Here is a 22,275-nt window from a genome sequence, read left to right on the forward strand (position 1 = left end):
GGTAAGTAATACAAACTGACGATGACCCTCAGCCATTGATAATTAGAGCTATCTCTTCCTCAGAATAACCAATTTCACTAAGAATTTTACGACTATGCTCGCCAAGGATTGGTTGATGCTCCCTGACTGGTAATGATTGTCCGTCAAATTGATAAGCTGTATCTGGAACCTTTAATGGCCCCTCTGATGGATGATCGTACTCCCTAAAAAAATCTATATCTCGAAGATGCTTATCCAATGTCAAATCAGACAAAGTGTTTACCGGAGTTGCTGGTATATCCGCCTTGGTGAACAAAGACAACCATTCCTCAGTATCTCTTACCACTAATAACTCGGCTAATTTTTCATACAAGAGATCGATATTGTCACTGCGGCTAGCCATCGAGAAAAATCGTTCATCGGCCGCATTTTCAGGGGAATCTACGACATCCCAAAAATCCACCCAATGTTTATCAGTGTATGGAAGCACCGCAATAAACCCATTCTTAGTTTTATGGGGCAGCCGATACTTTGATAAAACCCTGTCGTAGCCCATACGTCCTACTGATGGTGAAAAAGTACCCCCTGACTGATGTTCCACGAGGTTAAAACTAACTAATGCTTCGAACATTGAGCACTCTACGTAAGTTCCCTTCCCTGTGCGCAGGCGCTTTACATAAGCAGCAATAAGCCCGTTAGCAGCCATTAACGCCGCCGTTTTATCTGCAACAATAGAAGGCACCATCTGCGGCACCCCATCCCTTTCTGCAAAGATACCCGCTAAACCAGAGTTGCATTGAATAATGTCATCGTAAGCGGGCCTGCCCCCATAAGGTCCTGAAGCCCTATAACCATGGAGGCCACCATATATGATTCCTGGATTTCGCTCGCAGACCGTTTTTGGATCAAATCCAAGAGTCTTAATTTTTTGAGGTCTAACATTATGAACAAACATGTCACTTACGGCTATTAGCCGCCACAAAACATCACGACCTTTCTCTGTTTTCAAATCCAGAACTAGGCTACGTTTATTTCGATTAGACCCCAAGAAAATGGAACTCATCCCTTTATTTCGGGACGGACCAATCCGCCGCATAGGATCCCCACCGGGAGCTTCTATTTTTATGACATCAGCCCCAAAGTCACCCAATAGTTGGGTTGTGTAAGGCCCAAAAACGACCGTGGTAAGATCTAATACTTTAACACCAGAAAGAGGTAAGTTTTCCTCAGAAATCATGCTGCGATTCCCTAATTGAGTTGAAGAGCTCCTCAGATGACTATAATGGTAGGTAATGCTTTAGCACTTTCCAACCCTCTAAGGCAGCGCCCTCTCTTAGAACATCCTCCTCCGATTCGAAGTTGCTCCGACTTATTTCCTTCAAGATCTCCAGAGTATGTTGTCCGGGCCGTGGTGCAGGACGTAACTCAGCAATAGAGAAACGTTCCGGCCGCACCCATGTTGGCTCACAGATAGTTGCCTGATATCCAGAGGGATGATCTCCACGTTTTAATCTAAATGAACCACTGTTCATCCAATTTGATTTCGGTTCCCCTTTATCACGAGTCCTCTTACTACGTATTTGTGCTAAAGTTTCAGTCTTAATAATGCTGGCACCTGCAAGGTGACTAATCTTCCTCTGTACCTCGTCAAACCTCATTTCTGCAAGAAGTTTAGAGAAAGAATAAATTGTTGCCCCTTCGACACTAAGTGAAGAAGCAAGCCTTCCTTCCTCTTCTGGACGACAACCTAAATACGCCCACCCGTCGGCCAACCTATAAATCCGTTGCCCAATGCTTACTCCCTGCGCCTCCTGACCTGAGACCTCATTTCCAGGCTTAAAGTTGGAATGTGTTACCATAAATGGGAACTGAACTAACTGAGCTCCCATTGCGAGAGAGGTCTGAACAAAAGCGCCGCCCTTACCCCTATTTTTTGCAAGCAATGATTGAACAATTCCGTTAACAGCCAAAAATCCTGTCATATAGTCAACACAAGAAGCAATCCCATGAAGAGCCGGTCGCTCGGGGCTTCCGTATCTTGCCATTATTCCACTTGCAGCTTGCAAAACTGGATCAAAGGATGGATCATCCTTATAAGCGCCCCCGTCTACTCCACCCCATGCGCTGATTTGGCACGAAATTATATCTGGTTTTATTTCTCTCAGTTGCTCGTAACTAATCCCAATTCTCTCAGCTGAAGAGTCTAGAAAATTGTGCAACACAACATCTGACTGCTTCACCAATGAAGAAAGAATTTTCTTACCTTTCTCTGTTTTCAGGTCAAGGATAATTGCTCGCTTACCCTGATTAACGTCGACACCAAACCACATAGTTGCGTACGGACCTGCGAACGGTGTTGGAGCATCTATCCTAATCACATCCGCTCCAAATTCTGCCAAGGTTCGCCCAGCCGCAGGACCCGCTATGATATTTGAAAGATCAAGAACCTTAACACCAGTGAGAATTGGCTTTGAGCTCAGGTTAGCAGATAGTTTTGGGGGTTCTTTTTTTTCAGATAGCCAGTCAACCTCACCTTCAATCCACGATGCTGAACTCAAGTCCGGAGAACAAATCTTACTCCCATGGATATTTAAATAGCGGTTTGGCTGCCGTATTACTCCCAACCCTGAAGTCTCGAGATCAAGAGTTACACCAGCCTCTAATAAAACCGGATCTTGCAACCACTCATGCGTGGTTTGAACAACGCTGGCAGGGACATTCGCATCCCTCAACAAATGCTCCCACTCCTTAGCTGATTTATGTCGAATTCTTTCCGCAATTAGGGTGATCATCCGACTCCTCCAAAATGTTGTCATCGAATGTGCCGAATTAAGATTATTACCAGCTTTAGACTCACTATAAGGACTTCCCGCAGTCATGCCCTCTGCGAGCAGTAAATCATAAACACCAACGACCTGCAAAAATGATCGCGTATGGGCAATGTGATCAGAAGCAACAACGAACAACAACTTTCCATCTTTGCAGACATAAGTGTTAAAACCTGGACGAGCATTAGAATTTAGATACTCTTGAATCCGAACGACGTGCTCTTTTGAGAGATTTTCGCGGACATCTCGTAGTATAGGCATCATTATTTTACTGATAGATTTGTCTAGCGCTGGAAAATCATAGTGAGATGGAGCGCCGTCTAATTCCGCTATTAACAAAGCCATAGCAGACATGACTGCATCAGCAAGCGGAACCTCAAATTTCTGACCTAAACCAGTCTTTAAGTATCCAAGATAACCAAGCCCCGCAGCTACTGCACCCAAAATTCCACCATACGCGGACGCCATTGGTATTCCTGTATATATTGGCGCACCACCGATTAATCTCCCTAATGTACTTAAGTCAGTATGAACGCCTGTCGCGCCAGCTATGCTACCTTCCCAAGCTGCCTCATCCCTCCTTGGATCGCCGGCGGCAAAGCCCGGAAGCGAAACATACACCAGCCCCGACTCATCGCCACCTAAGTGTTCATAACTAATCCCCAAGCGTTCCACTACACCTGGTCTCATATTTTCAATTATCACATCTGCCGATTTAGCTAAAATCGTTACCTTTTTAAGACCATTGGATTTTTTTAAGTCCAATTCCAAAAGGCGTTTTGACCTATCTATTACAGGGTCCGATGGGTGAGAAGTTCGAGAGGGCCGCACAATCTCAATTACCTCGGCACCTTGTTCTGCTAGTAACATAGATGCCACCCTTCCAGCCCAACCTATCCCCATGTTGAGCACCCGTATATGAGAAAGTGGATTATTCGCTTGCATTATATTTCCTTACTAAATTAGTTCTTTGAAGAATCCTCAAAAAACTTTTTTGGGATTGGGAAGCCAAACCAACCAACCGGTCTGCAATTTCCATAAATAACAAAATTAATTTTTATTCATAATATCTGCAAGGTAGTGAAGTGAACTAGCAAACTGCTGGGTAGTCAAACACGAAAGGCGCGCCCTTGTCGCTATTAGATGGGTCATGCCTAATTTTTCCTTGTACAAAAAAATCTTTTCCTCGACCTCTGCGGGTTCTCCTACTAAAGCCCAATCATCACTGCAGGACTTCGCCGACTCACGGATCGCCGATACTGGGGGCCCCACTCTGCTTCTTGTTTCCGCATCCAGCTTTTCCCTGACCTTGGTCAATACGCTAGCCTTCTTACTAATAAATACTGTTCGCATGATAGGCCTGGTTGTAGACCCTTTGGGCCTAGATACCTCCTGTGCGTTCCTATGAATAGCGTAATTAGCCTCCAATGCTACCAAGGTTTCAATTGGAGAAGCTAAATAGGGAAATCCTAACCGACCGGCTTGTTGAAGGGCCTTAGGCCCAAACGCTGCTATCCAAACAGGGGGATACGGGCTTTGTACCGGAAGAGGAGAAAGATATGCGGGCTCTTCTGTGTCATAAATAGTATCTATGGGGTCTCCTGCCCACGCCTCTAACATAATGTTTAGGGCATCTTCAAATAGTTCTCGTTTATTCCCAACAGAAGTTTTGTAGGCAGCATATGTTTTTTTCTGATACCCTCTTCCCACTCCTAGGATAATCCGTCCTCCCGACAGTTGATCTAATACAGCTACTTCTTCCGCAACCTCTATGGGATTCCGAATTGGCAACAGATAGGATCCCGTGCCAAGAACAAGTTTAGTAGTTTGTGTGGCAGCGGCAGCAAGCAACAGCAATGGTGAAGGAATACTTCCGCCAGTTACAAAATGGTTTTCCGGAAACCAAAAGGAGTGAAACCCAAGAGACTCCGCCTGCATGGCCTGTTGGCTGACAACCCTTGCCGTTGGAATGGATGTACCCAGCCACCCCGCCACACCAATTTTTAAATCAAGTGACATACACCCAATAATTGAATCATTTATCTACCAACCCTTGAGTAAATCTTTGGGCATCGCTTGCAGCATAAGAGGCAACCATGGAATCTGCCTCAACCACCTTCTCAAGTCCTGCCAACAATTCTTCTAAACGGCTATTAGGAATCGCGCACGTTAACTCATCATTTTTCATTCCCGTCCGAGCCCGACTTAACATACAGCCGGCACTAACAGCTATTTCATTATCCTCTTTAGCCAATGGCACAATGTGACACTGCGGCTTGCCTTCAAATAACAATCCTGGTACGGCCGCTTGTATCTGCATGACCTGTTTGGCTATTAGTCTCAACAAAATGACATTTGGCTCATTAGTTACATCACATAAAGGGCCGTAGATGATATTTTCGTATTTTGAGTGCACAACTGGAATATCAGGAAAAATTTCTGGACTTACCCAACCAGACTCACAAACCGCCTCTACATCCACATTTGATGCGACATCATCAAGTGTTTTCAACCCATGCGTTAAGCTACCAACGCTACAATTTCCATGATCTTCGGGCGTAGTCGCAAATGTTCTCTCAACACCTTCCATCCAAAACACACAACCCGCAGAAACCGCGCCAGTCCGGCCATCTTTGGTCTTTTTAGGATAAGCTACCTTAAAATCCTCAATCTGGTCCGATTTTGAGTTAGAAAAAGTGATAGCTAACGGAGGCACCTTTATGTTGAGCAAATCAACTAAACGTGCGTGGAGTTGTCTGTAGTTTCTCAAAGTACCAAGCCTTTACAACAATATGTTTGAAAGCATCCAAGAGAGGCGTTTACATTCCTGTAGGTAAACCAATTTAGACTTAGTATTCAAGAGAATAAGCTGTTGCTATCGCGGAAAATCTCAGATGATATCACCATCCGAAAAGTTGACTGCCTGATTTATCACAGCCACCACATCTAATTCCCCGCTGAAATCTGCTTCTGAGGTCCCTCCTTCTTGATATCGCACTATTACCGCATCATTGAAGCTCGCCTGTTCTTCATAAAATATCAGCAAGCAATCAGTATTAGCCGCCCCCTGAGTAACTTGGCTAGAACTTCCAGTAAGATTGGTTGAAGAGTTGGTATCTTCCAACAATGACTCAATAGCCGATTCAATTTCAGATGCAGACGCCGTACCAAATTCTAAGTCAATAGTACGTGTAGTAGTTTCAAATTCCACTACCCCTGTGGAATCACCTGAAATGTAATCGGTTTTTCCACTGGAAGGAATAGCCGATATATCATTAATAGTTAGATTGTTGGATGAACTAAGTGTGGTCCCATCACCTGAGCGAAGATCCGATTTATAGTCAAAAATATCCGATTCGGAATAATTACTATCTGCATCCTTTCGGCCAGTTGTCGCCCACCCAATAAACCCTCCCGTCCTTCCGTTACTTCCCTGCGAAAAATCCGTACTACTGTCAAAACTTACCGTTTCCTGGGTGTCAGTAGACACTGCTATGTAATCGGAATCAAACATAACTATGGACTGAATATTGGTGAAGGTGACACCAGAGAAGTCAAAACTCCCCAACAAATCCATACGTTCATCAGGCTTTGAATTGCTTCCCACTGTGCCCGTAATGGCACTAAGGCCGGTAAAGGTTGAATTACTGTCTATAAGAAAGGTCTGAGACTGAGATGTCTCAGCAAGTGTTATAGTATCCACTTTGGTGAAAGTTTTATCACGTAAATCGACAAAACCTTGATCGCCGTTCAATTGCCCAATTTTTAAATTATCACCAGTTCCATTTCCCGCTGTGATAGTGGTTAAACCAGAGAAAAACAGAACACTGTTATTGGTAGTTATTTCAACACCTGTAGAAACTCCACCAGCCACATTCCACACCTCCAAGGTTGCCAATGAGGTGCCACTATCCGGAAACTCAAGTTTGGTCACACTAGTAGATGAAATATTCAAGGTATCCGTTCCAGGGCCACCTGAATAATTAGCTCCACTTGTTACATCAGAATTACTAGAGATAGAGATAGTGTCATTGCCAGCCCCGCCTGCGATAACATCATTCCCACCAGATGGACGAAATTCATCATTGCCACCCAATCCTGACAGCGTGTCGTTATTACTTGTGCCAACAATGATTCTTCCAACATTATCGTCAGCATCGGTAATAAATCCACTACCACTCGTCGGGCCCCTCAATTCACTGATGGCAGATGACAGGGTCACACTGCTCAGGTTAAGGCTTCCATCAGAAGTGCGCAAAATCGCTCCCGTCACATCATCATCTATGCCATTAGAGTTCTTATCAACTCCTCCAATTCTGTCAAAACCCAGAAAGATTGTATTTCGAGCTTCTATAATGGTGTTATTCGCGAAAACATTCAGAGTTTCAAGGCCCGAAAGGGTCACAGGATCTAGATCAAACGTCTCTCCAGTGCTGGTAGAAGAGTTTCCTATCTGAAGCACATCACCCGTTGTTGTAGTATTTGTCCCCCCCGCAATCAGACTACCACTAAACGCTATGCCGTCAGGATCTGGCACAATAAAGGTATCGTTCCCTGCCTCTCCCTCTAGAAATTCACGGAATGGGCCATCCACAATGGTATCATCACCATCTCCTCCACTTGCTCCCGCGTTTCCAATAGTTGGCCCCATAATTATTGTGTCATTCCCTCCCTTGCCAAAAATAACGAAGCCCCTGTGATCCGACGCATCCACATCAACCGACACAGCAGATCCCCCGGACCCGTAGGTGATATCTGCCGCAGAAGTTCCATCTCCTGTTACATCAAGGGTGTCAGCTGAGTCGGTACCAGCAAGTACATTCCCATTCCCACCCGTCCCTACCACTCCTTCTGGAATAATTATAGGGCTGCTGGAGGTGCCGTCGGAAAGCTTAATTTGCTCTATAGTTGAGGTTGTAAAACTTCCTGTTAGCCCACCATCTTTAGTAGAATAAGCACCTGAAAAACCAGCAAAATTAAACTTAAATAAGATGTTATCAAGTTTTTCAAACGTCAACTCGTCCGTTTCGCTACTCCCCTTAAATACATCGCTTCCCCCTAAGTTTACTCCTTGTACATTCTCAAAAACAGTACCTACCCCTTCAGGAGCCTCTCTAACATCATCTCCTGTAGAGCTTTCGATACTCACTCGGAACTTTTTAACAGCACGATCTCCACCACTTCGAATGATATCAATTATTTTTTCGTTCAAGGCGTCTTCTAACTGCGCAGCGAGCTTAAGGGTCGGATTGAAACCCGACACAGCAAGATTATTTCCTATATAGTCAATTAAGGGCCTCCCGTAGGAATCCACGGTTGGGCCCTTTCCAAGACCTTGTCCCTCCACGTGGGCTTTGTGCGCAGCACGATAGGCGTCGCCTATGCTTCCTCCTTCACGTAAAGCATCCACAAAAGCTCTCTCCTGAGAGCTATCGCCACTTGTGGCTTCAACTAACGTTGTAAAACCAGCTGTATCCTTGCCACGAAATGCATCATTAATTGCATCGAAGGAAGATTTGGCGGCTACATTGAGCTCCCGAATGGTAGAGCCTTGGGTCTCAGACCGGATGGCTTCACGTATACTAGCCCCACCTTCCACGGCCCCTTCTATACTTGCTCCCGTTACAGCCTGTTCTGCAGCCAATGCAGCCTGTTCAGCCGAAAGTCCTTGGCGAAGAGCTTCTTCAAACGTCTCACTGGCCAACTCTTGCTCTTCAGTATTGTTTCCGAATCCCTTAGCTGCGGCCCGAAAAGCCTCCTCTTCCGTCGCACCTCCCTCTATCGCTTTCTTAAATTCATCCCGCGCTTTATCTATTCTAGTAGTTCCATTATCCCTCACCGCCCCATTATTTTCACGGTCAGTATTTTGTCGACCTTCATCTGCGGCGGCGGCTCTATTATCTCTCTCTTCTCCTCCAGAGCTTTCAACCTCATCTACAAGCTCCTCCTCTATTACTTCCTCACCCTCCTCCAAGAGATCGTCATCACCCTCTGTCTTTTCATCGTCTTCAAGCGACTCATCCTCCTCGGACAACTCTCCGTCTAATGCCTCTTCCTCGGAGGACTCAGTCTCATCATACGGCTCGTCCTCCAAACTCCCCTCTCCGGGGGCCTCCTCGCCTTCCTCACTCACCTGATCCGAGCTTCCCTCATCTGCATCGTTATCCGTCGAGGGCAAATCCGGCAGGGTTTGAGCAATGTCTCCGTACAGATTTTGAATTTCAGACTCAGCTAATGTAGTCGGAAGAGGTGGAGCCTCAAATAGGCTAGTAACGATTGTAGTAGCAAAGGGCTGTGACATAACCTGAACGCCTGCTTCATTACTAACAGCAATACTGCCCACCGTTCCCCCCGTGTCCGGCAATAATGTTACTGAGTTCTCAGAGCCTTCCGCTGCCGCCTTACCAGCAACCGTGGTACCTCTTATGCCAATGGAGAGGACAGGGGTTTTAACGATCATGGCGTCATCACCTCCGTCAGCAATTTTACCCGACACAAATGAAAAGACGCCCTTCAGTACGTCAAATGAACTCCGTCCAACCCCCTCCCCGGGTTGATATACCAATTCATCAATAACCATTCTTCCAGACCCACCCAAAGCGAAGGTCGATTGATCTATAAACGTGATACCCACACTCGAATCTGATTCTGTCTCAATAACATCCCCAAGAAATATTGGTATTCCTGGTGCAGCTTGGACAGTAGCTCCATCTAACCTAGAAACAAATGCTTCGCCTTCCAAAGTATCAACAACACCTATTACTGCCGTGCTACTGTTACCTTCTACTTGAGCGAATTGTCCTGGGCTTATCGAACCAGCAAGTTTTTCTGCAGCTGAGCCACGAACAACCACCTCGCCATTCTCGGAAAACAAGTCCGGCGCCTTTCCCTGAGAGAAATAACCTTTTACGAAAACCGATTGGCCTCCACCAGATAAAAGAAGATCTGGTCCCAAACGATCGTAGTAGGCATTCAATACAAAATCCCCACCCGGAACCAACAAGCGGCCTGCATTGGCCCCCGCGTCGAGCACCACAGAGTTACCTGTATCTAAGGTCGACGCAACCGCCCCTTGACCTGGGCCAAATTCTGTCTGTGATAACGCCACTCAGAACACTCGAACGCTATGAAAAATGAAGGCCTATTAAACCACACTTCATTTTCTCACGTGCCTACGTAAATTTCAACGAGGGGGCTACCAGAGGTTACTTTTAACGGCACAAAACCATATGAATGCAATCTATACCGCTTATTCCGAGAATAATATACTGATCCCTCATGTCCTGCAGCAGGTTGATCGGTTTTCTCTGGACACCGCTGATCAAAGCATAGCGTTGTCGCTAATTCTATTTTAGGCGTGCACAGAGCTCAAAGAGCTCCTTGATGGCGGTAATTTGATTCCCTCGCGCGGAGGACGGAACCAAGATTGGCGTTTTTATTCCCGTGGAATACCACTCTTCAAGGCCTTCAAGTATTCTAGAAGGGGGCCCATAAAGAGTGACATCCGATAGCCAACGATCGCTGAGACATTTTCCAATTTCAGCTAAATCTTCTCCTTTTGAAATCTTCTCTTCCACCCCATTCATTTCTTCCTCATAACCCGCCTCTTTCCAATAGTTTCTATAATTTGGCAGGAGAGCATAATTAATCAGAGTTTTACGATTAACCTCAGCGGCAACTTTCACATCTTCACAAATGCAAGTAGGTATCATATCACCAATAAAGAAATCTGGATCACATCTCTGACTTTCTGGTAATATGTTGAGAGATGCGCCCATATGGGACCTGCTCCCATTGGCAAACACCATACCGTCACCAATTTCTGATGCCAAGGCAATCATTTTTTTTCGAAGGGTTGCCAATATAATAGGTGGCAACTCCCCAATTCTTTCTGCAGCCTGACACTCCTCCACAAACTTTCGAATATCGGACAATGGTTTACCCACCTCAATTCCATGCCGTTGGTGTGAGGGGCTGTGGGCAACCCCCACACCAAACAAAAATCTTCCAGATGAAACTTCATGAATGAAAGCTGCAGCCTGAGCCAAATCAAGTGTTGACCTAAAATAAATCGGGCAGATAGATGTTCCAATGGGAATTGATTTGGTTATGCAGGCTACGGCAACCGCTAGCCCCATATTATCTNCAAGCGAGGGCATAAAAATTCCAGCAAATCCCCTTTCCTCCGATTCTTTAGCGAATTCCAATATTTGATGTCGCCTGCCAGGCATTGCTGCTAAAGAAATAGCAGGAATTTCCAGTGACATATGCTCATACTCCAAGGTTACCGTGAGTCCCAAATTTCTTCCTCAGGAAGATTAATAAGTCAAGTACAGATCCTGACCAATTCCAGGAAAGCCTCTATAATAGGCTCAGGAGGATGTGATGGAAATTGGATTTTTTAGTTACAACACCGACTACGGGCTTAGGCCCGATATTTTGGCTAAAGCTCTAGAAGAAAGAGAATTTGGCTCTCTTTGGGTCGGAGAACACACCCATATTCCTGCAAAGCGTGAAACACCATTTCCCGGGGGAATTGAACTTCCACGACCATACTACCACATGATGGACCCCATGGTTTCACTTGCTATAGCCGCAAGTGTCACTCGTAATCTCAGAGTTGGAACGGGAATTAGTCTTGTAGTTCAACACGACCCCATAGTGCTTGCTAAATCCATAAGCACTCTGGACCATCTTTCGAACGGACGTTTTGAACTTGGAATTGGCGGAGGATGGCTTAAAGAGGAAATGGAGAACCATGGTTTTCCTTTTTCTAAACGATGGAAACTACTACGCGAACGTATTGAGGCAGTCAAAGAAATCTGGGGTAACGACCAGGCCACTTATTCCGGAGAGTTCGTAAACTTTGAAAACATAATATCAAACCCAAAGCCAATCCAGAAACCACACCCTCCTATTCTCATGGGAGGTGCCACAAAAAATTCCTTAAAACGTGTTGCCCGCTACTGTGATGGATGGATGCCAATTGACGCCCTACTATCAAAACCAGCTGAAATGATAGCTCAATTACATTCATTTTTAAAAGATGAAGATCGTGATCCCAGCACACTACTTTTATCGGTATTTTGCCAACGCAATAGAGACCTCAAATCCTTAGAGGCCTATGAAGATGCCGGATTCACCCGTGCTATAATTGCTCTTCCCAATAAAAACCAAGATGAAACCCTGCGTTTCATAGACAGCTACATTGTGAGAAATTGAGGGAATCAGTTTGAGAAGGATTTCAACCTGGTTTAGGTAGCTGCCTCGTTGTAGGGCTAACTCTATACGCNCTACATGAAATGGAGCGCAGGCCAAAATGATATTCNGCTCGATAAANACTTCCCCCAAAGTATAGAATAGTTTCGTATCCTCCGTTTTCATTACTCCGCATCCCGATCACCCTTCCCTCGTGCAACACTCTTTTGCAGAGTTCCATGCTCGTGTCGGAGCCCAGGAGATGCCAGTCAGAATCGCTGTGGTCGCCGTATGTCTCNCTGAGATTAGAACAAACCAGGACAACAAATACTACGACTAGCCGCCTCAACATTATTTACCTCCCNAAAAGTCANCGTCTTTGAGATTGCCGATTAGCTTGACTGATTCTATACGCCTTACATCCAGTCAATTGTTGTCCNAATTGAAACTCTATCTGNTACAGGTTACCACCAAAATANNGGGCTACATTNTAACCATTGTTAGCGTTTNGCTGCATNNCNACCAACCTGCCTTCGTTCAAGACACGTTGGCAATGNTCTATGCTTCCTTCCGATTTCAAGAGATGCCACTGNAAATNACTGTGTTCTCCATAAGCNGCCGATGAAAGAAAAATGCATAGTACTCCCGATGCAAAAATACTCTGTAGCACTCCTAACATTCTATCCCTACGGTAAAAGACTTTTCTGTCNAGCCAATAAAATCATCGAACGGAAAACAAGAACTATCATCAACCAAAACTTACAAGTACTACAAGCCAATTTTCCGGCCTAATCCCTTTGGCATGNGAGAATCACTATCCTCTATATATTTTGCCGCAATATTCTCACGGATACCGTTAGGAAAATTTCTAATTTTCTTTTCACAAGATCTACGTGAAGCACAAGCATTTCACATTCTGCTGCAAGAAATCCATGTTCATAGTGCAGCATCTCCTGCCACAAGTGTAATCCTTTCCTATCATAATGAATAATTTGGTGCCGAAAAGTGAGAACATCTCCCTCTACGACCTCCTCTAGATACCGAATTTGAAGATCTCCCCAGAAGACCCCACAGCGATGTTCTTTCACATAGTCATCAGAAATACCAACCTCTGATAGATATGCCGAGNCTGATTNATCGAAGGCCAGNACATAATAGGCGGAATTCAGATGGCCACTACGATCGATCCACTCCGACCGAATNGTTTCAGTATACAGGCCCTTCGGCGACCCTAGCCCCTCGNTTCTGGCTTCCCCCGAATCAATTTCTCCTTCATCTCGCAAAAGATCTAACTAAACATATAGCAAGCCTGAAACCAAAGAGGCATACTAAAAAGCAAAGTAACATTCATTTTTAGAATCATGGGAAGTGCCCGTTCTAAAATTACAGAAGGAAAAAATTCTTTGACGCGTGAAATAATAATGCCCATAGAAGCTAGCCATATCATGATGTTTGCTCGTTCCATTGGAGATACTAATCCTATTTACTACGACCAGGCATATGCAGAGAAGGAAGATACTGAGGGAATTATTGCTCCGCCTACCTTTGCCAGAGCTGTTTCCCAATTTGACCCGGACTATGAGCTCCGGCCCAAAGCAAATGAGAAATGGTTTGGTTCGGGGAAAGCCCCAACTGGAATTCAAAACAGGGCTAAAACCTCTGGAGGCCTGCATGCAGAGCAACATTTTGAATATCATAAAAATCTAAAACCAGGAGACCAACTCACGGTCCGTTCCAGGGCGGGGGAGACCTGGCAAAAAGATAGTAAGCGGGCAGGCCGACTAAAGTTTTCGGAAACCATACAAGAATTTTGGGACCAAGATGGCGAACTCGTTATTACTATGCGTTCAATTGTGGTTCACACAGAAAAACCCGTAGAACAGAAATGAGACGGATTCCATGTCCTTGAAAACTAAAGACCTGAAATTAGGCGATGTATACGAAGAACTTGTAGTTGAAAATCTGAGCAGAACTCAACTGGTAATGTACTCCGGTGCCTCGGGAGATTATAATCCTCTTCACACTGACGAGATATATACTACGGAAGTAGCGGGATATCCGAGCGTTTTTGCTCACGGAATGCTGAGCATGGGCCTTACTGGAAAGATGTTAACCAACTATGTAGGCGATGGTCGCTTAACTAAGTTTGGTGTCCGCTTCACCAGCCAAGTATGGCCGGGAGATACTCTCACCGCATCAGCAACAATTACAAAAATATACAAGGAAGGGGAGATAGACTTCGCAGATATCGATGTAGTCACATGCAACCAAGAAGGAACCGTAGTAGTAAAAGGTTACGCAACCGCATCTCTAGAGTCTTAGCGGGCCAACTAGCATTCCGAACAGCTAATGCCCGTTACGCTAATCGATCGCTAAGGGTACCAAATAGCTCCCGGTCATCTATAACCCGTCGCGCCTTGTGGTCTGTTCTAGTTAACATATCGGGCTCAACAACCTCAGTCTTGGCCCTGACACCAAGAACCTTGCGAAGTGACTCGGCGGCAACGGCTCCTAATGCTAATATAGCATCCTGACCTTTTTCATAGATCTCTTCAGTAGCATCAAACTGAACGAGTAGTTCATCCATGGCACCTTCCCGGCTAATAATTATCCGGTGTTCTCCAACATAACCGTCCACTTCGTTCAGCACCGCATCAATCTCTGACGGGTATATATTTTCACCACGCACTTGAAACATGTCGTCTATTCGTCCGTACACTCCCGCTGGCAGCACTGGATAGGTGCGACCACAATCGCTTGGCCCCTCCTCTCAGTGAGTCAGATCTCCGGAGGCCAGCCGAATCATAGGTTGAGAAGTACGTTCCAAATGAGTGTAAACTGGAGTACCACGTTGTCCCCATGAAACTCGCCCATACTTATTTGGATCACATACCTCGTGGTAAACCATATCCTGGAAGAGAACCATTCCACTTCCCGAACCATCAGTGCCTGCCGCACTCATGAAGGGGGTCATCTCTGCCATAGTCCCACAATCGAAAACTCGGGCATTATAGGACTCTTCTATGCGTTGACGAATTCCGGGGATTGAAGCTCCCGGCTCACCGGAAAAAAACATTGCCTTGAGACCAAACTCAGAAGCATCTACACCTTCATCCTTGGCAACTTCGGCTAGGTGGAGGGCATAGGAAGGGGTGCTATAGAAACCTTGTGGCTTCATGGTTTTGAGCCAACGGACAGCCCGAGCCGTCATCCCGGGAGCCCCTGCCCCGAAAGGAAAACTTTTAGCGCCAAGACGTTCAGCGCCCAACATTGCTCCCCAGGAACCCAAGTACAAACTAAAAATTGCAGCTATAAAAATCATGTCGCCGGGCCTTAGCCCCATCGACCAGAGTACCCTCGCGTGATTCTCACCAACTGTAGCCCAATCTTCGCGGCCTATGGCAAAAACCGTTGGATTTCCCGTGGTACCAGATGTCCCATGAACGTGATGGACGCCCTCTGTGGGAATACACAGATAGTCACCGAAAGGCTCAACCCGAGCTTGCGCTTCCCGAAGTTCATTTTTGGTAACGACTGGAACTTTCTCAAAATCTTCTAGTGACCTTACGTGTTCAGCCCGTATGCCAGCCTCATCCCATTTTTTTTTATAAAAGGGAGAGGTCTCGTATGCGTATTCCATTACCTCTCTTAAACGAACCAGTATCTTCTCATTTCTAACACCCGGATCCATAGTCTCCCTATAAGGAAACCAGAATCTTGAACTACTATCTGGCAGATAGGTATTATTATAAGATGGAGGAAAAGACCAACATTCCATAGAAGACAAAATAGCGATTCCTTACATGAGTTTTTTTAACGCGGACCTCGTTCTGCTACTAATTTCTTTACAGTTTCGACAATTTTTTCCGGTGGCGTATCCTGGAGCAGAATTTCAGATACGCCCATATCTCTCAAGGTATTGGCATCCTCATCTGACATTACCCCGCCGCCCAACAACAAAATATCTTCAGCTTCATGATCTTGGAGTAGCTTCAATAGCTTAGGAAATATTGTCATATGAGCTCCAGACAATAAACTCACACCCAAAACATCAACATCCTCTTGGACGGCTGAAATCACAACTTCCTCAGGGGTACGATGCAGCCCAGTATAAATAACCTCCATACCGGCATCTCGCAGGCAACGGGCAACAATCTTTACGCCACGATCATGGCCGTCCAACCCCACCTTAGCAATCAAGACACGTATTACCTCGACAGCATCATCGTCAGCACTTCTTTCAACCATTTCAAAAGGCCCTTGACTAAATAGCTACTTGATCAACCTTCCGCCACTATACCCGCTGGATACCACAACACTACTGTTCATGCTCATTTATTTTTCTTTGGGCATCATCCCAACTTCCCAAGGCCTGAAGATCAGGTACTCCAGGCAGACCCGATCTAGCATCGGGTGAGATTGCATCTCTAGTTACTACAACATCCACGAGAGCTGGTGAATTCTCCATAGCCTGACTTATTGCTGCTTCCAGATCATCTATCTTCTCAACCCGTTGAGCATAAAGGCCGATAGCACTCGCTAGAGAGGCATAGTTGGTAAAAGACAATTCCGAACCCTGAATTCGTCCTTCAAAATTCATAATTTGGTCGGTGCGCTCAATGTTCCAACCCCCATTATTCGCGACAATAAAGACAACGTTGACTCCATATCGCAGCGCGGTATCCAGTTCCATTGCATTAAACCCAAACGAACCGTCACCAATAACTGCAATAACTGTTTTACGTGGGTCGCCTAAAAAGGCTCCAATAGCAAATGGCAAACCAACCCCGAGGCAACCGAATGCTCCAGAGTCCATGTAATACCTCGACTGTATGCAAATCCGAGCAAAACTTAATATATCCCCCCCGTCGGCCACAAAAATAGTATCCTCATTAACAAACTTTCTCACAATAGCCAAAAGTCTATAAGGATGCATAAACCCATCCGCCCCCATCTCGCTGGCCAACATGTTATTAGTTAAAGAATGGCTCCGGTCTACGTGACTTTTCCTAAGGCCTTCAACCCAGGATGGCTTCTTAAATTCCAGCGGTGAGGAGCCTCCTTCCAACAAAAGCTCACACGCACGCCCAACACTGCACTTTAACTCCTCATCTCCCCTCAGGTTATCGCAGCGTTCCTCATCGTGTTCAGCAATTCTCAAAAATTGAGCTTGTGGAAATATTGCTCTTGATCCATAACCCAGTTGAAAATCAAGTTTGCGCCCCAAGGTGACCACTAAGTCCGCTTCAGCCATAGCCTTCCCTCGGACTGCCCCTACAAAAGAAGAATGCTTTTCCGATACTAGTCCTCTACACTCCTGGGTATCCAAATAGGCGGCTCCAGAAGCATCCAGAAGATCAAGTAATTTTTCACAGCTTTGACGCGCCCCTCGGCCAGCGATAACAAGCGGTTTTTTTGCCTTCCAAAACATGTTCACCGCACCGGTAACCTCGCTTTCTGATGGCTCTTGTCCTTGCACCTCATCAGATTCAAACGCCGCCAAAGACCCTTCTCTCCAAGCCGTCTCCGTCCGCAGAACATCCGTTGGAACTTCCAGGAAAACAGGGCCCGGGCCAGCCACTCCTTCTAAGCCACGTAATTTCATTGTTGCTAGACGCAGCGCTTGAGCTAACAGCTCTGGGTCCGAAATAGTCAATGCCATGCGGGTGACTGGTTTCATCAAATCCACTTGCGGTATTTCCTGAAGTGCCCCTAAGCCTTTCTGTGGAATGGGCGCCGCCCCGCCAAATAGCAGGACTGCGCTCCTAGACTTCAGAGCATTGGCCATAGCAGTGACGGCATTAGTCACCCCAGGACCAGCGGTAACAAGTGCGATACCAAGCTCTCCACTGACTTCACTATAAGCGTGGGCCATGTGCACCGCAGCCCGCTCATCTCGAGCATCAATAACCCGCCCACCTCTTCTAGTAAACTCATCCCAAATCGGCTGTATATGGCCACCTTGTAGGCCAAAAATTGTGTTTATATTACTCCCCAGAATAGCTTCTGCTATCCAAGCAGCCACGCTCAATTTTTCAGCCATCAGTACTCCCACCCTTGTAAAATCCCCCTTACCGCGGTCACAAAAGCCATAGGCTGATCCAACATCAAATGATGATAAGCTTCCGGTATACCTATCACAGGAGCGCCGTCACCCAACAATCCTTTAACAAATTCTAGGGTTTCCGCATCAACCAATTTAGATTTCTCACCATAAATAAAGCCTTTTCTGCATCTAGTTTCAGCTAGGTATTCGTGAAATGGTTCGCCAAACCTGCCGTTCTGCATCGCGGCCCCATCCCATTTCCAGCACCAACCTGCATCTTCGTGTTTTAGTGAATGTCTTCCGATATGCTCTACAAGAAATTCATTGGAACACGGCTGGGAGGGCATCAGCCTAAAACGTCCCAAAGCTTCATCAAAATCCGCGTAATACCGTTTATTACCCATTCGAGGACGTCGTCTCTTATCCTCCTCTCTCCTTTTTGGTGGCCGGATTGGGGAATCTGCAATTATGATGCCGCTAATTTCATACCCGTACATTTGGCCATAGCGGGAAGCCATAAAGCCACCAAAGCTATGACCTAATACATAAGTTGACTGGCCAAAATTTAAGTCACGTATGACCCCTCGCATATCTGCTACTCTTTTCTCAGAATCATATTGCTGCCTCTGACCACTATTCCCCATCCCCGAAAGACACAACGCGGCAACATTAATATCTTTGGACATAATAGGTGCTAGGAAACTCCACCAATGAGCATGTCCGCCACCTCCATGGACCAACAATAAGTTGGCCCGGGCTTCATTCTTTGATGGCCAGAAAAGATAATGGATCTTGCATCCTTGTACGTTCACGTAACGAACTTGCCCAGCATCATCCATGGCTTCACGATACCACGAAGGAGAATCAGCTTTAACCACAAGCAAATCGTTCTCAAAACTAGTCATGAATATTCTCTCTTAAATAAGGGGGGTCTTCCCTATAGCTGAGGCAAAAGACAAAGTTTGCGCCCAAAAGCCCAATAAGTTTTATACCACATTTTGCCCAGAAGGAGACCGCTGCTTAATCTCCCGCAAAAGCTTTTCCAGAATTGCCCTTGCAAAATCCTCGTAGTCTTCTGCCTGCAAGACAAAGGAGTCCAAACCACCTATCACATTTTCCTCATAGTAGGAATCTACAAATGGTTGTTCATTAATGATAGCAACTCCATTGATGGTGACACCCATTGCCATGGCTCTATCCCGGACGCTAGTTGGCAAGGGACCATCATTACCTCTTCCATCTCCCATAATGTCTATGACCAAATGGTTCCCATCAAAGTTGTTACTTTGCAACTCTGTTAGCCCGTAGTGAATAGCTCCGCTTATGGATGTGGCTCCTCCCGGAAAGGCCCTTTCTGCATTTTGAACTTGTTTAGCAAACCTCTCTGCACTCTCTTTATCAAAAACCCTGGTCCACGCCACCACCGTAGACTGTGCCCATGTCCCCGACCAATGAACAAGATTTAAGGCTATTCCACCGTTATCGAGACCCTCAATGGCTGCGATTATTTCTGGGTTCCGAAAAGCCTCTGCAAGACCATCCATTTGCAATTGGAACTCTCCAGCGTCCACGCTAGAAGAAATATCCACAGCAAGAACCATCTCAATATCAACTATTTTTTGATCTTGAGCATTAACCAGGCCCAAAGGAAGTGGCCACAGAAACAAACCTATAAATATTTGGCGAAAATTTATCTTCATTGAACCAACCTTACTACCCTAAAACCCAATGTTTCAGTTGTTGTTCCCCTAGCTAGAGCCCCGCCCGCTGAAAACTCAAAAGATCCAATTTGACTGGACCAATTAACACCCTTGTAAACCATGGCTTTACAACCGGGCATCACTTCTCCATGTTCCGATAACTTAAAATCATCTGTGACAGGGTCCCGATTTAACTTGTGAGCACAACCTAACATATTACCTGAACAGGTTGCAGTCCATTCTGAAACATTACCAATCATATCGTACAGACCATATCTATTAGACCTATATGAACCCACCGGAGCACTACCTTTGTATCCATCTGAGCAGTCATCATGAAATCCCAAATTTCCAAAGTAACAACTTCTTTTATTCTCCCCCAACCAGGGGCTTTGCTCAACTAGCCCGCTACGAGCAGCATACTCCCACTCTATCTCTGTTGGTAACCAATAACTTTCCCCAGTAACCGAAGAAAGCCAAATGGCGTAGGACACACTCTCACTCCACGTCACATTTACAATAGGACGCATGCCCTTCCATTCTCGCCAACCAAAATCTTTAACTCCACTTTTGTTATCTAGCTGAGACCGTTTACAGCCCCCCCTAAACTCACAATTCTCCCAATTAGAGGCTGTTGTCTCATAAATGGATATGGCGAACTTCTTAGGCACCTTGAGAATCCTAAGCGCCATATCCCCCTCAGCCGAAGCACTCTCCACACGCAATTCCCCTCCAGGTATTACAATCATTTCAGGACAAATCGGGCAGTCCTTAAATCGTTCGCCAACCTGGAGCAAACCCTCAGCAAAAACCTGAAAGGGATTAAAGACTAATATCAACAGAAACAAATTACTTGAGCTTAAAACAAAACGGCGCGAGATTAACCTCGCACCGTTCGTTTTCTTACATGCATCCAACTTCTTAAAAAAAGCCGTACCTGTATTAAAAGTGCTCCGCACTCTGGAACATTTCGGCATAGTGAGTTAGAGCCCAACCAATCATCTCTTGGCCCATCTCTGCACTCCTGCTTATGTTTCGATCACGCCAAGCGAACGCCGCACCGGTATCTATCCAGTAATCCCTGAACCTCTCATTATCCATCGCAGTTCCCGCACTCTGTGGTGGCAAATATTTAGAGCCAAAATAGATGGCCTCCATTGGCTCCGCCCCTACCATCGAATAGCAAGTAGTATCTGGACTCTCCCAGGGTATCTCGATGCCTTGAATACGATTTGCGATTACCTTTGCCACATAACGAGCTTCAGCCTGCGCAGTGCTCCCACTCTTTGACCAGCCTGTAGATCTGGAATCTCCAATAACGTAAACACGTTCGTCATCATGGATATTATTACGATGCATATCAATACGCGCCTCAAATTGTGGACTCGAATCCTGAAGGAGCCCTAAATGCTCTATCAACCTGGCACCTCTTATCCGTGGATAAATAGCAGCATCATCAAATTGGTATTCATCAAATTCATCGCTGACACTTTTCCGATCCAAGTCAACTTTCACTAGGCTCACTGACGGCACATATTCCACATAATCTTTGTAAAGCTCGTTGAAAGCATTATGGAAGCCTTCGCCCTTAATCTTTATGTCATGATTATGATCTAGAAGCAGAACCTTTGCCGGTATTTTCTTTCGCTTAAATACCGATGCTATCATGCAAGTCCGTTCATATGGAGCTGGCAGACATCGATAGTTGCCACTAGGCACTGTGAGAACAAACAGGCCTTTCTCAAAATTATCCACTTTTTGCTTTAACGTGATGTGCTCGGACCCCGGTTTGAACGCCGCCGGGAACCGCCGCATCAATTCGAAACGTTCCTCATTATCGTGGACACCGATAGCTCCGTAATCGTAATCAATGCCCGGAGAAAGAATTAGATAGTCATAATCCATCCAACCCTGTTCTGTGTAAACAATCTGTTTTTCCCTATCAACATCTAGAACTGTCGCTTGGAAAAAGTGATAATTGTTATTTCGAGACGCATCCACAAAACTGTGGGTAATAAAGTTAAAATCTACAAGGTCAGCTAGCCACAAATTACTAATCGGACAGGACATAAACATAGAGCGGCGCTCTATCAGAACTACTTCCATCTCTGGAACACGCAGTTTGAGGTGTTTTGCGATGGTTAACCCGCCCCAGCCTCCGCCCACAACGACTGCCCGCAGTCCTCGCCTTGGTGGCAATTCTGCCTTATTTTCAACAATGAGCGTTGGCGGCCGCACCGGTATTTTACCACGCATTCGGCCAGTTTTAGGGTCAACATCAGCCAAAGGACTGGTTCCTTTCAACCCTGTCACGGCCACACCAGCCGTAGCTCCAGCTGTTCCTAACAAAAAGTTACGTCTCGATAATTTCTTTCCCACTTGTCTTATCTTTCCTTTTGTTACTTTGTGGACTTGAGGCCCCTATTTCTCATACAAATATGGTTTCAACCAAAACAAAAATCCAGCCCTATCTAGCAATTTAGGCAACCATTTTAAAGAAAACTTGCCGTCGCACTCCTCATAG

At 45.7% G+C, this 22,275-nt stretch carries 16 protein-coding genes and 1 pseudogene; 3 read left to right on the forward strand and 14 right to left on the reverse strand.

The genetic code is table 11. From position 1 onward, the window contains the following. Positions 1-28: 28 nt before the first annotated feature. The 6 genes from CMM32_10405 to CMM32_10430 form a co-directional block, all read right to left on the reverse strand. On the reverse strand, positions 29-1,216 hold the full coding sequence (locus tag CMM32_10405; GenBank protein MBT07304.1) for a CoA transferase: 1,188 nt from the start codon (positions 1,214-1,216) through the stop codon (positions 29-31). Positions 1,217-1,256: 40 nt separating this feature from the next. Then, on the reverse strand, positions 1,257-3,752 hold the full coding sequence (locus CMM32_10410) for a hypothetical protein (GenBank protein MBT07305.1): 2,496 nt from the start codon (positions 3,750-3,752) through the stop codon (positions 1,257-1,259). 105 nt (positions 3,753-3,857) lie between these two features. Beyond that, the gene (locus tag CMM32_10415) at positions 3,858-4,826 is read right to left on the reverse strand and encodes a hypothetical protein (GenBank protein MBT07306.1); all 969 of its coding nucleotides are present in this window, start codon (positions 4,824-4,826) and stop codon (positions 3,858-3,860) included. 16 nt (positions 4,827-4,842) lie between these two features. Further along, entirely contained in the window at positions 4,843-5,577 is a 735-nt protein-coding gene (locus CMM32_10420) for a hypothetical protein (GenBank protein MBT07307.1), read from the reverse strand. 120 nt (positions 5,578-5,697) lie between these two features. Beyond that, a complete protein-coding gene (locus CMM32_10425; protein ID MBT07308.1) occupies positions 5,698-9,915 on the reverse strand; it encodes a hypothetical protein in 4,218 nt (1,405 codons plus the stop codon). A 238-nt stretch (positions 9,916-10,153) separates the two neighbouring features. After that, complete coding sequence (locus CMM32_10430; protein MBT07309.1) at positions 10,154-11,074, reverse strand: hypothetical protein; 921 nt, start codon at positions 11,072-11,074, stop codon at positions 10,154-10,156. A gap of 118 nt (positions 11,075-11,192) precedes the next feature. Between CMM32_10430 and CMM32_10435 the strand changes: the two genes are divergently transcribed. After that, complete coding sequence (locus tag CMM32_10435) at positions 11,193-12,029, forward strand: LLM class F420-dependent oxidoreductase (protein MBT07310.1); 837 nt, start codon at positions 11,193-11,195, stop codon at positions 12,027-12,029. A gap of 797 nt (positions 12,030-12,826) precedes the next feature. On the opposite strand, the gene CMM32_10440 is transcribed toward CMM32_10435, so the two are convergent. Then, on the reverse strand, positions 12,827-13,288 hold the full coding sequence (locus tag CMM32_10440) for a thioesterase-like protein (GenBank protein MBT07311.1): 462 nt from the start codon (positions 13,286-13,288) through the stop codon (positions 12,827-12,829). Positions 13,289-13,426: 138 nt separating this feature from the next. Between CMM32_10440 and CMM32_10445 the strand changes: the two genes are divergently transcribed. Both CMM32_10445 and CMM32_10450 read left to right on the forward strand, forming a co-directional pair. Then, positions 13,427-13,894, forward strand: a complete 468-nt coding sequence (locus tag CMM32_10445; protein MBT07312.1) for a hypothetical protein — start codon at positions 13,427-13,429, stop codon at positions 13,892-13,894. A gap of 10 nt (positions 13,895-13,904) precedes the next feature. Continuing rightward, positions 13,905-14,327 carry an acyl dehydratase gene (locus CMM32_10450; GenBank protein ID MBT07313.1) on the forward strand — a complete coding sequence of 141 codons (423 nt, stop codon included), beginning with the start codon at positions 13,905-13,907 and terminating at the stop codon, positions 14,325-14,327. 34 nt (positions 14,328-14,361) lie between these two features. Here the strand turns inward: CMM32_10450 and CMM32_10455 are convergent. The 7 genes and pseudogenes from CMM32_10455 to CMM32_10485 form a co-directional block, all read right to left on the reverse strand. Continuing rightward, positions 14,362-15,795, reverse strand: a pseudogene (locus CMM32_10455) (phenylacetate--CoA ligase). Between the two features lie 23 nt (positions 15,796-15,818). Continuing rightward, positions 15,819-16,253, reverse strand: coding sequence for a methylmalonyl-CoA mutase (locus tag CMM32_10460; GenBank protein ID MBT07314.1), 435 nt, complete (start codon positions 16,251-16,253; stop codon positions 15,819-15,821). 70 nt (positions 16,254-16,323) lie between these two features. Beyond that, on the reverse strand, positions 16,324-18,048 hold the full coding sequence (locus CMM32_10465; GenBank protein MBT07315.1) for an acetolactate synthase: 1,725 nt from the start codon (positions 18,046-18,048) through the stop codon (positions 16,324-16,326). Further along, entirely contained in the window at positions 18,048-18,956 is a 909-nt protein-coding gene (locus CMM32_10470; GenBank protein ID MBT07316.1) for an alpha/beta hydrolase, read from the reverse strand. The genes CMM32_10465 and CMM32_10470 overlap by 1 nt, the downstream gene beginning before the upstream one ends. Before the next feature lie 81 nt (positions 18,957-19,037). Then, a complete protein-coding gene (locus CMM32_10475) occupies positions 19,038-19,751 on the reverse strand; it encodes a hypothetical protein (GenBank protein MBT07317.1) in 714 nt (237 codons plus the stop codon). Then, positions 19,748-20,728: a hypothetical protein gene (locus tag CMM32_10480; protein ID MBT07318.1), complete on the reverse strand. Its 981-nt coding sequence runs from the start codon at positions 20,726-20,728 to the stop codon at positions 19,748-19,750. The genes CMM32_10475 and CMM32_10480 overlap by 4 nt, the downstream gene beginning before the upstream one ends. Next, on the reverse strand, positions 20,694-22,130 hold the full coding sequence (locus CMM32_10485; GenBank protein ID MBT07319.1) for a hypothetical protein: 1,437 nt from the start codon (positions 22,128-22,130) through the stop codon (positions 20,694-20,696). The genes CMM32_10480 and CMM32_10485 overlap by 35 nt, the downstream gene beginning before the upstream one ends. Positions 22,131-22,275 lie beyond the last annotated feature (145 nt).

It is taken from the genome of Rhodospirillaceae bacterium (assembly GCA_002728255.1).
GTDB lineage: Bacteria > Pseudomonadota > Alphaproteobacteria > UBA7887 > UBA7887.

Coding starts and splice junctions, on each gene's coding strand:
- CMM32_10405 (MBT07304.1), bottom strand. CDS start 1,216: ATGATTTCTGAGGAAAACTTACCTCTTTCTGGTGTTAAAGTATTAGAT.
- CMM32_10410 (MBT07305.1), bottom strand. CDS start 3,752: ATGCAAGCGAATAATCCACTTTCTCATATACGGGTGCTCAACATGGGG.
- CMM32_10415 (MBT07306.1), bottom strand. CDS start 4,826: ATGTCACTTGATTTAAAAATTGGTGTGGCGGGGTGGCTGGGTACATCC.
- CMM32_10435 (MBT07310.1), top strand. CDS start 11,193: ATGGAAATTGGATTTTTTAGTTACAACACCGACTACGGGCTTAGGCCC.
- CMM32_10445 (MBT07312.1), top strand. CDS start 13,427: ATGCCCATAGAAGCTAGCCATATCATGATGTTTGCTCGTTCCATTGGA.
- CMM32_10450 (MBT07313.1), top strand. CDS start 13,905: ATGTCCTTGAAAACTAAAGACCTGAAATTAGGCGATGTATACGAAGAA.
- CMM32_10460 (MBT07314.1), bottom strand. CDS start 16,253: ATGGTTGAAAGAAGTGCTGACGATGATGCTGTCGAGGTAATACGTGTC.
- CMM32_10465 (MBT07315.1), bottom strand. CDS start 18,048: ATGGCTGAAAAATTGAGCGTGGCTGCTTGGATAGCAGAAGCTATTCTG.
- CMM32_10470 (MBT07316.1), bottom strand. CDS start 18,956: ATGACTAGTTTTGAGAACGATTTGCTTGTGGTTAAAGCTGATTCTCCT.
- CMM32_10475 (MBT07317.1), bottom strand. CDS start 19,751: ATGAAGATAAATTTTCGCCAAATATTTATAGGTTTGTTTCTGTGGCCA.
- CMM32_10480 (MBT07318.1), bottom strand. CDS start 20,728: ATGCCGAAATGTTCCAGAGTGCGGAGCACTTTTAATACAGGTACGGCT.